General features: G+C 70.7%; 8 protein-coding genes. 3 read left to right on the top strand and 5 right to left on the bottom strand.

Features of this window, described 5'->3' with window-relative positions; translation table 11 throughout:
* Positions 1 to 15: 15 nt before the first annotated feature.
* Positions 16 to 1,611 (bottom strand): glycosyltransferase 87 family protein, encoded by a 1,596-nt coding sequence (locus tag ACQEVU_RS34765; protein WP_433331141.1) that lies wholly within the window; start codon positions 1,609 to 1,611, stop codon positions 16 to 18.
* A 293-nt stretch (positions 1,612 to 1,904) separates the two neighbouring features.
* Positions 1,905 to 2,681 carry a hypothetical protein gene (locus ACQEVU_RS34760; protein ID WP_433331139.1) on the bottom strand — a complete coding sequence of 259 codons (777 nt, stop codon included), beginning with the start codon at positions 2,679 to 2,681 and terminating at the stop codon, positions 1,905 to 1,907.
* Between the two features lie 225 nt (positions 2,682 to 2,906).
* On the opposite strand from ACQEVU_RS34760, the gene ACQEVU_RS34755 reads away from it, so the two are divergent.
* The 3 genes from ACQEVU_RS34755 (at position 2,907) to ACQEVU_RS34745 (ending at position 5,903) form a co-directional block, all read left to right on the top strand.
* On the top strand, positions 2,907 to 4,331 hold the full coding sequence (locus ACQEVU_RS34755) for an APC family permease (RefSeq protein ID WP_433331137.1): 1,425 nt from the start codon (positions 2,907 to 2,909) through the stop codon (positions 4,329 to 4,331).
* Positions 4,328 to 5,086 carry a hypothetical protein gene (locus ACQEVU_RS34750; protein WP_433331135.1) on the top strand — a complete coding sequence of 253 codons (759 nt, stop codon included), beginning with the start codon at positions 4,328 to 4,330 and terminating at the stop codon, positions 5,084 to 5,086. The genes ACQEVU_RS34755 and ACQEVU_RS34750 overlap by 4 nt, the downstream gene beginning before the upstream one ends.
* Positions 5,087 to 5,219: 133 nt before the next feature.
* On the top strand, positions 5,220 to 5,903 hold the full coding sequence (locus ACQEVU_RS34745) for a hypothetical protein (RefSeq protein WP_433331133.1): 684 nt from the start codon (positions 5,220 to 5,222) through the stop codon (positions 5,901 to 5,903).
* A 404-nt stretch (positions 5,904 to 6,307) separates the two neighbouring features.
* Here ACQEVU_RS34745 and ACQEVU_RS34740 read toward each other — a convergent pair whose 3' ends face one another.
* From ACQEVU_RS34740 to mobF, 3 genes are all read right to left on the bottom strand, one after another.
* Positions 6,308 to 7,129, bottom strand: a complete 822-nt coding sequence (locus ACQEVU_RS34740; RefSeq protein WP_433331131.1) for a hypothetical protein — start codon at positions 7,127 to 7,129, stop codon at positions 6,308 to 6,310.
* A 336-nt stretch (positions 7,130 to 7,465) separates the two neighbouring features.
* Positions 7,466 to 8,530, bottom strand: a complete 1,065-nt coding sequence (locus ACQEVU_RS34735) for a hypothetical protein (protein WP_433331129.1) — start codon at positions 8,528 to 8,530, stop codon at positions 7,466 to 7,468.
* 415 nt (positions 8,531 to 8,945) lie between these two features.
* A complete protein-coding gene (gene mobF / locus ACQEVU_RS34730) occupies positions 8,946 to 13,274 on the bottom strand; it encodes a MobF family relaxase (RefSeq protein WP_433331127.1) in 4,329 nt (1,442 codons plus the stop codon).
* Positions 13,275 to 13,499 lie beyond the last annotated feature (225 nt).

The following is a 13,499-nucleotide window of genomic DNA, read 5'->3' as shown; positions in this document are numbered from 1 at the left end:
AGGGCCGCCGCGCGACTACTTCCACAGGTCGCGGGGCGGGTTCTCCAGCAGCCGCCCGCCCCCGTCATACTCCAGGAACTGGCCATACACGAGGTTCTCGCCGCTGAACGCGAACACTCGCTGCCCATCGCCCAAGTCCATGATCGGCACGAAGTGGATCGGAGCTCCGGGCGCGGTCCGCATCCCGAGCCGGACCACCTGGGCGCTGACCCATCCGTTGACGACGTGACGCCGCCCATCCGACCCGATGCTGTAATTGAGCAGCAAGCGGCCGCCCCAGCTCATGTCACACGGGCCCCCATCGCACGTCACGGTGCTGGCGGAGAACACGGTCCGGGTCTCGTCCAGCGAGAACATGCGCAGGTCCGGGTCGCTGCTGGCCGGCAGCGGCAACACCGCGAACACGAGCAGACCAGCCGCCACCAGCCCTGCCGTTCGCGCCACGACGGCGCGACGGGCGACGGGCGCGGGATCGTTGCGCCGATGCCGCACGAACGCGCCGAAGCCGATACAGCACACCAGCGCGGCGCCGAGGCCTCGCGCGTTGGCGAACAGGTACTGCAGTCCCGGCGTCGGGACCAGCTCGAACGCGATGTTGCCCAGGTTCAGCGTCATCGCCACGACCAGGAACACGCCGAACGCCCACCGGGCGCCGGTGGCCGAGGCGACCAGCAGCATGCCGGCCAACACGGTCCAGACCTGATGATGCGTCCACGAGACCGGGGACGCCGCGATCGTGGCACACCCGACGAGCACCGTGGCGTGGACCAGATGACCCTGGCCCGCGAGTCGCCGGGCCCGCCACAACGCCAGGCCGCAGATCACCACAACGAGGCCGACCCAGATCAACGGCCGCTCCTGCTGCTCCACGCCGGACCGGACCAGCAACGCGTTCAACGACTGATTGCCCAACGAGGCCAGGTCCCCGATCCGGGACGTGGTCAAGATCGTGCCGGTCCAGAACTGCCAACTGTCAGCCGGCAGGACCACCGCGGCGAGCACGCCAGCACCGACGAACGCCGCCACCGCCCGCATCGCGTCACGCCGCCGGCCAACCAGCAGCAGATAGACCACGAACAGCAGCGGCGTGAGCTTGACCGCCGCCGCGACCCCGATCAGGACCCCACGCCACCTCGGCGGGAGGAACTCCAGCGCATCCACCAGCGCGAGCAGCACAACAAACACCGAGACCTGACCGAGCCGCAGGTCACTCTGCATCGGCGCCGACAGGATCAACACCAGCGCGGCCGTCGCGGCGAACAAGCCGCGACGCTCGCCACTGTCACGCCAACGCCAGCTCACCACCACAGCGATCCCCGCCGCCGCGACGCAGACGGCGCACAACCACCCGACCTGAACCACCCGCTCCGGCAGCCAACCGATCGGCCAGAACACCAGCGCGGCAAACGGCGGATACGTGAACGGGTCTCCGTTCGCAGCCGCGTACTCATACAGCGGATGACCGGCCTGAGCCCACCGCACCGCCCCCCGATACACCTGCAGATCCGCGAGGCGATCAAACACCGGGCGACGCAACACCAACACGCTCGACAACACCGCTACGGCCACAAAGGCCGACCACAGCCCGCGCACACTCCACCGCTCAACCACCGCCGCAGCCTAGCCACGCCGTGATCCTCACATCGACCCGAACCGCGTGGCCGGAACCAGCAAGAGACACCCACTGCCACGGCGACGCCACGAACCACACCGCAGCGCCACGGCCGAACAGGACTCACCGCCCACGAAGGAAACGACATACCAGTGAGAAGAGAGAGGCGACAAACCGATGATCTGCAGAAGCCGCCCACGACGACCCGATCGACAGCTATCAACCTGCCTCGATCAGCGCTAGCCCATCCGGCGCCAGCGGGACAACCGGCATGATGACCGAACTTGGGCACTCAACGCGGCAACTGGCAGTCCTGCGCCACCATCTCCTGCCAGCGCCCGACCAAATCAACCTTCATCTCCACCGCGCGTCGAACGCCGTCGGCCGTGACCACCACCAACGCAAGCAGCAACGGCTGCTGCTCGATCCCGGCGGAACACGTCACATAGACAGTCACCGGAAACCGCGCAGCCGTGACCGCCGCGATCCGCTGCTGACCCCACACCAGAAAATCTCCGCCCCCAGGACCCGACACCTCAACCGGCAATGGGCCCCCGTTCGCGACCGCCACGCTTCCCTCGATCGAGACCCTGCCGTTGGACACCGCGACCGACGAAAGATCCGCTACCGCAACAAACAGCGAAACCCGCGCCGACTCCGACCTTCGCTGTTCCCACTGCGCCCAGGCACGCCCGAACACCGCTCCGATCAACCCGCCTATCAGCACCAGCACCACAACGCCAGACGCGGAAACCCTCAACGACGCCCAACGCCGCCACAGCCCGGCAGGCCGCCGCGACAACGAATCGTCAACCACATCAAGATCAATATGCCCGCTCGGCAGAGCCTGGCCATCCGGACCGCCCACCCGGCAAACACTATCCGGAACCCACCGCGCAGCGACCACCTGGGCCCCCGCAACCAGCCCGAGGGGCAGTTTCAGAGTCCCTGCACCACGCCTCGAAACCAATGCGTCGCGCGGCACGGTGCGGATCTTGAGCGACTCGTCCGGCCCGGCGCCCGGCCACTCCAAACCCATGCTGCGGCGCCACGCCACCGCGAGCTCCAACGCCAACAAGAAAACGACAGATCGATGAGAAGAAACAGGCGACAAACCAATGAGAAGCCGCGCACAAGGTCCAGGTCAGCAGACATCAGTCCGACAAGATCATCAGGAACCTACAGGTCGAACGATGACGCGGCACCCGACGCCCGGTGGCACACCGTCACACCAGACGTCCCGGCGTAGCGTACCGCAGCCGCCGGGCCGGGCACGGACATTGGCGGTGCTGCCGTGAGCGCGCGGATCGGTTTCATGCACACCACCGCCCTGTACATCGGGTCGCTGCTCGGGCCGGGTGTGCTCACCCTGCCTGCGCTGGCCGCCGCGATCGCCGGCCCTGGTTCGCTGCTGGCGTGGGCGACGCTGGTCGCGGCGAGCGTTCCGCTCGCCGCGACGTTCACGGCGCTGGCCGTCCGCTATCCGCACAGCGGCGGCGTGTCCGCGGTCGCCGGACGCGCCTACGGGCCGCGTGCGTTCGCGGTCATCGGGTTCTGGTTCACCGCCGCGACCCCGATGGCCGTCTACGTCGCTGCGCACATCGGCGGCCAGTACGTCGCTGCCGCCCTCGGCGGCGGCGCACCGGCCGCGACCGTGGTGACCGCCGCGATCCTCGGCACCGTTTTCACCGCCAACGCGTTCGCGCTGAAAACGTCCGGGCGGGTCCAGCTCGTGGTCATCGGCAGCCTCATCGCCCTGCTCGGCACCACCACCCTCACCACCGCCCGGCACATCAACCCCGGCAACCTCACACCGCTGCTGCCCGACGGGCCCGTGCCGGTCGCGCACGCCTGCGTGATCCTGTTCATCGCGTTCGCCGGGTGGGAAGCCGCCGCGCACCTCACCGACGGCGTCGCCAACCCGGCCCGCACGCTACCGAAGGTCGCCGCCGCCACCGTCGTCATCGTCGGCACCATCTACCTCGGCGTCGCCGCCACCACCGTCGGGGTCCTCGGCCCGGACGCCGGGACCGGCGGCGTGCCGCTGATCGCGCTGCTGGAACACGGTGTGGGCCGGGCCGCCGCACCGATCGCCGCGCTCGTCGCGCTGATGCTGACCTGCGGCGCCGCGAACACGTTCCTCGCCGGCGCCACCCGACTCGGCGTCGCCCTCGCCGAACGCGGCGCGCTCCCGGCCGGCATCGCCGCCGGCCGTGCGCACCGGCGCAGCCTCACCCTCCAAGCCGTCCTCACCGGCACCGTCATCGCCGGATCAGCAGCCCTGCACCTCGAGGTCGCCTCGCTCCTGCGGACGGTGTCGGTGCTCCTCGCCGCGGTCACCCTCGCCGGGACCAGCGCCGGAATCCTGCTGCTGCCACGCGGCTGGCGGTGGGCCGCCGCGCTCACCGCCACGATCGTGACCGGCGCCGTGCTCGGCGCCGCCGGGCCGCTGCTCGTCGTCCCGGCCGTGCTCGCGGTCCTCGCCGTCACCCGGCTGCGCCTCATCCCCGCCTCCGCCGCAGATCTCCCACCTCCAGCGAGTGCGGAACCCGAGCCGGGTCCGGCCCTGCCGGCGAGCGCGTGGCAGCGGCGGCCGCCGCACCGTAGCCGCCGACGCAAACCCCGCGGCCGCCAGCACCATCCCCCGCAAGGCCTCCAGCACGCCCGGGAACCCACGCACGGGAAGGCCCGGCAACCATCGTCGCGGAGCCGGCGATGAGTACCGGCCGGCCGTGGCCGGACCGGCCGGCGCCCGGAGTCCTCGCTGAGTTGCCGATCACCGCACCCGCGATCCTCCTCGACGCGCTGCGCTACCGCGGCGGTGACCAGTACGTCGCGGTCCACCTGGGACCACGCGGCGCGGTGTGGCTCGACGACGGTGTCCGCCGGGACGCAGGAGATCTCCTGGCCTGGCACCGGTTCGCCACCCATGCCGTCACCGAGCCGCTCGCCCGGTACGACCTCGGCGGCGCCGGACACGACGCGACCGAACGACTCCTCGTGGATCGGGACACCAACCAGCTCAGCATCGGCCGCGCCGAAGACGTCACCGAACTCCTGGCCCGGCAACCGCACACCCGCGACCGGCTCACCGGGCTCCGCACCGTCGACCCGGCCCCTGGCCGCGTCCTGGACCCTGATGTCCGCGCTGCCCGTACCCCGACCGGCCCCGGTTGGCAGGCGCAGGCTGCACGCGCCGGGCAGCTCCTTGACGCGCTCACACGGGCTCTGGACGGCAGTCAGCTCCAGCACAACGCTGCGGACGTGGTCGCCGGGATCGGCGCCCTCAGCGCCCGCACCAGCACACAGCTGCGCGGCACCGTCGCGGCAGGTACTGCGGCGGCAGCGCTCGATAACACCGCGGATCTGGACCGCCAGGATGGCACGGCGGTGCAGCCAACTGCGGCATGGTGCGCCACGGCAGCGGAGCCAGCCGATCACGCCGACCGGCAGCACGAGGTTGACCTGTCATGACTGCGGCAGGCGCCAGTCTGGCCGCCGGCAGGGCAGCCCGGCCGGGGCATCCACGTACTGTCACTGTGGCGATGCTGACAGCTGGGTGGCCCAGGTGACCGCGCCCGTCTGGCCGACGCCACCCGTTCCAGGCATGCCGGTGGAGGTTCCGCTGCAGGCACCGGCGACGCTGCTGCGCGCGCTGGGCTATCCCGGCGACTCGCAGTACGTCGCGCTCTACCAGGATCGTGGCGTGTGCATTGTCGACGACGGCGTCAGCACCGAAGACGCCGACCCGTACGGCTGGCACCTGTTCCGTAACCACATCCTCGTCCGCAGACTCCTGGACGGCTACCACCTCGGCGGCGACCACGACACCGCACAGCATCGCCTCGTCGTGGACCGGCTCACCGGCCGGCTCACCATTGCCCTGCCCGAGGACGCCGCCGAACTGCTGGCCAGCCAGCCCCGCACGCGCGACGCCCTCACCGGCGACATGAGTCCCGGCGACGCCGCCCGCTACCTCGACGTCGCCGCCGAAGTCGCCCAAGCCCGGATCGACGGTGCACTCACCAACGACACCTGGATGCAGTACGCCCGCGAGCTGCGTACCGCGCAACGCACCATGCTCGACGATCTCGACGTCGACTTCGGCGGCCGGCTGCTCGCCCAGATCCGCGACATCGCCACCACAATCGGGGACGCGACCCGCAGGCCGGACCCACCCCGGCCCAGCCGAGGGTCAGCATGGAACGACCTGGACCGCAAGCCCCGTGATCACGGACCCGCCGACCCGCACCAGCCAGACCCGCCCGGTCCGGAGCCGGACCTCAGTTGACATACGCCAGTGCCCCGTGTCCGACGCGGGCTGCTGCGCTGCCCCGGAGAGGGTACGCCGCACCGGAACGGCCGCCCCATCGCGAGATGGCTATGCCGCCTGCCGCTGGGTCGCCAGCTGGCCAGGCGTAGCCGGCCGGCCGCCACTTGTCCGCGAACACGGCCCTGCGGTCGCAAAGGAACGGGCACAGGATCAGGTCGGGACCGCTCAGTCGCGCGGCAGCGAGCAAGGCGCGTCATCGAGCCCGAGCGCTACGGCATCCTGGTGGCCGGCCGTGCGCAGGACCGTCCACACCCGCTGCGACAGCCCATTGCATGCGGAGACCAGCAGCAAGATCCCTCATCGGGCGATTATTAGTGGCTGTTCGTTCAAGTCGCGGCGCGTGGCAGGGCACGCTCTCGCCGTCAGTCCTCGCCGCCGTCGTCCGTACTTTCCAAGGCTCGCGCGACTAGCTCGGCGATCTGCGTTGGGTGCGCATACCAGCAGTATGGGAACCGGTGCCCCGTCGGTGAGAACTGATTCGGTTGGCCGGTCGGGGCGAACAGGTCCCAGCCGCCCTCGCTGCTCACGGTCAGGTGCCGCGCGTCGCCGTCGAACTCCCACGTCGTCGCGTTCTCCTGCACCGTCACCTGGGTGACCTCGTGTCCACGCTTGCGCAGCTCTAAAATGACGCCTTCGATCAGGTCGTCCATCCCGAGCTCGGGCGACTTGTCGCCCGGCACCGCGATGGCGTGCTCGCTGGTCAGCGGCAGGGTCTCCCGCAAACTCGCGGCCAGCGCAGCCAGTCCTGCCTTCGCGGGCTGGTGGTCGCCCTCGAGCTCGCCTCGGGCGGCCGCGGCGTCCAGCCACGCGCCGACGCCCTCGGCGACGCTGGCCAGGGCGTCGATGCTCTCGCGCAGCGATCCCACTACCGACTCGGCATCGCGGGTCGTGCGCAGCGCGAACGGTTGCTGCAGGGCCTCGCCCAGCAGGTTGGCAACGTCGGCGACGTGCCGGGCGCTGGCCACCGAGTAGATCGCCGTGCCGCTGCCCGGCCGCTGGGTCGCCTCCCGCAACCCGTCGACGTGCTCGTGATCGTGATCGGGCTCGCTGTAGATCCGGTCGTAGTCGTGCCTGATGTTCAGCACGTACTCCCCGAGCCATTTCACCGGCACTCCGGCGATCTCGCCCTCTTCGACCTCGGCGTTGTCGTCGACCTGCTCGACCAGCTCGGCTTCGTCGGTCATCCTCACGTCTCCCCTGTGCTGCATCTGTCGGGCGTCAAAAATCTGCCGGCTGGTGGTCTACCTACATTCGGGAGCGAGCCGGTCGAACAGGACGCGTCCACGCACCCATGCTAATGAGCACGCACGCCACTCCTGAATGTCCGCCGCACCGTGTCAAATCACACCACTGAGACCAGATCAGTTGTGGATCAGATCTACTGAGAGGCTCAACTGCGTTGAGAACTCACAGCGTGCCGGCGGAGCTGCCCGCACCGGAAGCTGTTATCCACAGGCATGCCGGCTTGTCCACAAGTTATCCACAGGATGTTGCACAGCAGGCAGACGGTGGACGGCTTGTCAGTCGAGTTCGGGTCCGGGTGGCTCTGGGGTGAGATGCGGCAGGTCCGGTGGTAGGTCCGCGGGTACTGCACCGGTTTCCGGCTCGGGTGTCGGGCTGGATGGCGTGGGTACCGGAGGTGCTGCCCCGATTGCGCGGCGGATCGCGGCGATGTCCTCGGCGATCTGCGCGATCTGCGCGGTCTGCCCGAGCAGGCGGGCTGTAGCGTCGGATGGGACGTCGACCGTCGGATGCCGCGCCTGCTGTGCTTGAGCGTGGACGGAGGCCATGAAGGAGCCCATGCGTGCGGACTGGCCGTCGACGACGGCCGCCGGGTATGGTGGGGGGAACATGGGTTGGGCGGCGGCCTCCGGGCCGCGCTGGGCCTGCCCGTGGGGGCCGCGATCGCCATCTGGTGGAGCGGCCCCTTCATTGTTCAGGACGAGCAGCTGGCCGGTGGCAGCCTCGTAGACAGTTGTGGCGTCGACGACCCGGTTGAACCACTGCGGCTCGTCGGCCGCGAGCGTCCGGCGCGCCGACCAGGCCACGACGTCGGCGAGCCACAGGCCCGGTTCGGTCCGGTCGTCGCGGTGGATCAACCGCATCCGGTGCGAGATCTGTTTGCCGGCCGCGAGGCTCCGGTAGGTGTCGCGGTCCCGGTAGTTGATTTCTGGCATTGGCAGGCCCTTTGCCGCCGCGGCGTCCCATTCTGCCGAGTCGCCGCGTACGTCGAGGATCACGTCGGAGACCCGGCTGCCGTGCAGGTCCTTTAGCAGCCGTTGCATCGCGGTTTGCCGGGCCAGTTCGTTGCCCTGGCTGATCGGGGTGTGCGCGACGACGATGCTCCACGACGCGTACTGGCTGACCACGTCGAGCATGTCCTCGAGGTGGCGGGCGTGGCCGCGATGGTGCAGCTGCGTGGCGTGAAACGGTTCGCCCCGCGCGGCGACCCGAGCCGCCTCGGCGATCACCTTGACGTCGTCGTGCTCGACCAGGACCGCGGCGAGCAGGTAGACCCCGGGGTGGCCGGGCTGCTGGATGTACGCCTCGTCGACGTAGGCGGTGGGACCGATCGGACTGCTCATCGGTGGCCGGCCGTCCGCTCACGGCGTACACCAGCCCGTACGGTGCGACAGTGCGGTCCGGCGATCGCGAGCACAGCTTCAGCCTTGCCGGTCCGGGCGGGTTTGCTGAACGTGTGGCCGGGTGTCACGTCGCGCCTGGTTCAGGCGGCGGCGCGCCTGCTGCCCGCTGCACGAATCGCGCGCACGGGATCTTCTCCCACCCGCGGTGACGGTTCCGGGTAGGTCTTCGGCGGTGCCAGATGTGCCGGCGACGCTGTGGTTCGGCCCGGGTCGTCGTTGTCGACGATCTGGGACGTGGTCCTGGGGCCTGTCCGGGCCGTTCCTCGCCGATCGCCGGCGCGTCACCGCGTGTGCAGGCCGTGGGTGCTTCCGGCGTGGCCCCCTCCGGGGGCCCGCGTTCGCTGCGGCACGTGTCTCACAGCCCCAGGTCGGTTTCGGCCGGTGCCGCAGCGGTGGTGTTCGCCTCGTCGATCATCTCGTGGCGGTCGCGGGCGGCAGCTGCGAGTGTGTCGAGCTGTTCGGGTACCGGGCGGGTGTGCGGCTTCGGGCGGGTGTCGTCGACGGCGCGGACCTTGGCGGTTTTGGCGTGGATGCGGTCGCGGACCTCGGCGATGCGCAGGAACGTGGTGTGGGCGCGGCGGGCGTTCTCGGCGGCGGCGGCGAGGCCGGCGTAGCGGACGGGCAGGTTGTCGTCGTACCAGGCGCGCCAGGTCCCGTGTTCGCGTTCGAGGTCGCGTACGACGGTCTGCTGGTACCGCAGGTCGCTGGTCGCGGTGCCGAGCTGCTGGCGAAGATCCGTGATCTGCTGGCGGGTCGCGGCGACGTCGATGGGTGCGGCGTGCGCGCGGGTGGCGGCGAACGTCCGGAGAGGCCCGATCTGCCACCAGCGTGGTACTGGGTGTGTCGTGGTCTGCTGGGTGGCGCGGGTGAGGGCGTGTTCGGCGACGGCGAGGTCGGTCCGCAGACCGCGGACGGTGTCTTCGGCGTCGACGAGGTCGAGGTGGGCGAGACGGAGTTTCCCGGCGACGTACGGTGGTTCGGCGCCGTCGGCAGCGAGCTGGGCTTGGACGTGGTGGCGCAGCTCGACGATGTTCGCGGCGCGGAGTTGCCCGGCGAGGGTGGCGACGCCGAGGGCGTGCGAGGCACGGTGCCAGGCGGTCCACCGGGCCAGGTCCCGCTGGTGCGGTTCAGGGCCGATCGGGTCGTCGCCGCGGTACTCGTACCGGTCGCGGTAGGCGACAACGGAGCCGGCGGTCTCGAGCCAGGTCCGGCGGCCGGCGGGATCGTCGTGGCCAGGGACGTCGCCGAGGGCTGCGGCCCATACGGGCCGGTGGTCGGCGGCAAGTGCGGCGAGGCCGGTGACGCGCTGGTCGGCGATGCGGGCGACCTGTTGCAGGGCGTCGACGATGTCGGGGTGGACGCCGGCGATGCGCGGGATGCGTTCGGTGTAGGTGCGGTACGCGGTGCCGACCGCGCGGCGGGGGTCCGGGACGTGCCGCTGGTACTGCCAGTCGATGCGCCAGGCGAGGACCTGGGCGACGCTGTCGGCGGTGTCGAGTTCGCGGGAGCGAGCGACGGCGGTGAGGATGCGGTCGGTGTCGTAGCCGGCGTCTTCGAGCGCGGCGAGCCGGGTGGCGAGGGCGGGCATCGCCGGGTCGACGGCGAGCCGCGCGGCGTGCACTTGACCCACGGCGGCGGCGAGGACCGCGATGTACCGCACGGCGTTGGCGCGGGCGGCGAGGTCGTCGAAGATCGGCCCGAGCTCGTGCAACGCGTCGAGTTCGGCGAGAAGGGTCCGTTCGGTCTCGGTGGCCGACCGGTCGGTGTCGTCGTGGCGCAGGATGTCGGCGAGGGCGGCGATCCCGGACACCGGCGGTTCGGGTGGCAGCGGCTCGGGCCGGTCGACGTTGGTGATGACGTGGATGACGTTGACGAGCTTGCCGCGGGTCGCCATCACGTACAGCTTCGCGCGGGTGACGGCTTCGTCGACGAGCGCGCGGCCGGTGTCCACGGTGCGGCCCTGGGCGGAGTCGACGGTAGCGGCGTAGGCCAGCTGCACGTGCTCGGCGACGTACGCGGCGGGCAGGAGCACCGCCGCTGCGGAGGTGGTGTTCCGCACGTGCAGGTCGCCGTTGGCGGCGACGTCTCCGACGCGCCAGGTGTCGCGGTTGGCGACCCATTTCCCGCCGGGGGTGCTGTCGTCGGTGGTGAGCCGCCGGTCGTTGCGGCGGGTCACGATCGTGTCGCCGACGCTGGCGCGGGTGCCGTTGGCCAGCTGCACGTGCCGGCCGCGCTGCACGACGCCGGCGCGGATGAGGATGGTGCGGGCCTGCGCGGCGAGTTCGGCCGCCTGGGCTTCGGTTTCGACGAGCATCAGCGACTGCAGCCCGTTGAGGGTGTCGGCGGCCCACCCATCGAGGAGCTGTTCGGTGAGCTGTTCGCGGGTGCCGGTGCGGATGCGGTTACGGCGTTCGTACTCCGACAGCACGGTTGTGTCGCCGTCGCGCAACCGCAGCGACGCGTCACGTTCCCACCGCTCGGCGAACCGGCGCACTTCGCGCAGTTCGGTGGTGTGCCCGAGGCTGGCGAGGTAGCGGAAGAGGCCACCGGGCCCGATCGCGGAGACCTGCGCGGGGTCACCGACGAGGACCAATTTGCCGCCGACAGGGTCGAGCAGGACGACGAGGTTCGCGAGGTCGCGCGAGGACACCTGCGACGCCTCGTCGACGATCACCCACTGCCCCGGCTGGAACCGCCACTGCTCCGGCGTGCTGCCCCTGGGGGTGTGGGTCTGGGCGTGCAACCACATCGCGATGTTCTCGGTCCTGATGCCTTGTGCGCCGTGTTCGCGGGTGGCGGCGGCGAGGACTTCGGCGGCGTTCTGCCCGACGGTGAGCCCGATGATGGGATGTCCCATCCGGTTGGCGACCTCACCGACCGCTCGTTGTAGGAAGGTTTTGCCGCTGCCGGCGGGCCCGACGATCCCGACGACGGTCCGGTCGTCGCCGAGCACGAACCGCAGCGCGTCGCGCTTCTCTCCGATCAGGTCGACGTCGGTGGCGACCTGGTCGAGCAGGGCCCGCGGTGCGGCGGCCGCGCCGGTGCGGGCGGCGTAGGCGATGACCTGCTGCTCGACGTCGAGGACGTCGCGGGTGGTGAGCCGCAGCGACCGGTGCCGGGTGTAGATCGGCTGCCGGTCGCTGGTGCGTCGCAGCGTCGGTCCGTACTGCACGAGCGCGGGTGGGGTGAGCACCCGCAGCCCACCGGCGCCGCTGTTGACCGCCTGGACGACGAGCCGCCGGACCCGCTGCCAGTCCTGTCCTGTTGCGTCTTCCGGGTTGACATGCAGGATGCGGCCGAGGGCGAGTTCGAGATGGTCGACGCCGAACACGGCCCGGTCCGCGGTCACGTCGGCGACCGCGCGGGCGACGGCCAGCTGCGGGTCGCAGCGGACCGCTTCCTCACGGACCAGGGCGGCCTGCTCGTCGTCGGTGACCCCGAGCTGGGCGAGCGCGGTATCGACGTCGCGTTCGCTGATCTGGCGCGGGTCGGCGGCGAGCCGCCGGGCCCGGCGCAACGCCCGCACCGCAGCCTGTCCGACGTCGTCGCGGGCCGGCCGGGCGATGAGCCGCCGCACATCGCCGGCGGTGTCGAGGCCGGCCTGGCGGTCTTCGCGCCGCCAGCGGCGCATCGCGTCCGCGGTGGACTCGGTACGGTCTTTGACCGGCCTGGTGGCCAGGGTGGCGGTCTGCGCGGCGCGCCGCCATCGCCGCATCGACAGCGCCCGCCCGTCGCCGGGATGGTCCGGGCCGTGCCCGGCCAAGGCGCTCTCGATCGCGGTGCGCCGCTTGGAGTACTGCTCGATCGACCGGACCGGGATCCCGACGACTTCCCGGATCGTCGAGCCCGGGCGGGCGGCGAACCGCACACCGAGCCGCCGGCCGAGCTCCACTTCCAGGGCGCGTTCGTAGGCGACGCGGGCGCTGATGCTGGCCTGGTAGAGCGCGCGGCCGTCCAGGGCGAGCCACTGCACCGACCCGTCCGCGTTGGTGACGCGGACCTTCGCCGAGATGACGATGTGGGAGTGCAGCTGCGGGTCCCCCTCACGCGACATCCTGTGGTCGAACACCGCGGCGACGAGCCCGTCCGTGTCGGCCTGGACCGTCCCGCCGGACAGCCGGGTGAACGCCGCGTGCCGGCGCAGATGCGCGAGTGTCGCGCGGACCGCGCTGTGGTGCGCGGCCATCACCTGCGCCCGGACCCGAGGGCCGCCGAACGCCAGCAGCAACTGCACCGACTTCACCGGGGCGACCGTGACGTCGTACCCGGACACCGGCCGGCGTTCCGGCGCGGTCCAGATGTCCAGCCACACCTTCGCGATCTGCTCGTACGTCGCGTCCTTCGGCAGCCGCGCCCACGCCTGCTCGACCAGTTCCGCGCGGTGTGCGTCGGTCATCGGCTGGTACTGCCGCCACACCTGCCCGAGCTGCCGCCCGGCCCGCGGATGCCGCCCCTCGCCGATCAGGCGTTGCAGCTCTTCCGGTTCGACGAAAGGGCCGACACCGAACATTTCTTGGGCCTGCCCGGCCCACCATCCCGGCGCTTCACCGGCCGCTTTGTCGCCGCCGTAGTAGGCGGCATCAGAATTGTTCGGTGCTGGCCGGAAATCATGCTTTCCAGTCGCGATCTGGTTCAGGAGATAGTTCACCCCCGGACCTGGATGAATCTTCGCGATGGACAGCATGGAGCCAGCGTACGAGCGCTGCGACCGCGTTGCGCCTCCGAGTATGCAAGGGGGTGTGCTCGTGGGAGGTGGGGTGCCAGAGTGGGGTCAGAGAATATGCAGGTCACGCTGAGGCGAGCCAATTCCAGGGTGTTGTGTCAGGCGTGTGATGGGGTCATTATTGGCCCTATTGCAGGCATGGCTGGGTGGTGTGTTGTGGGGTTAGCGTCGGGGTATGGCGAGGGC

It is taken from the genome of Dactylosporangium sp. CA-139066 (assembly GCF_050936175.1).
Lineage (GTDB): Bacteria > Actinomycetota > Actinomycetes > Mycobacteriales > Micromonosporaceae > Dactylosporangium.
The sequence above is the reverse complement of the archived record's forward strand: the minus strand, read 5'-3'. Positions and strand labels throughout refer to the sequence as shown.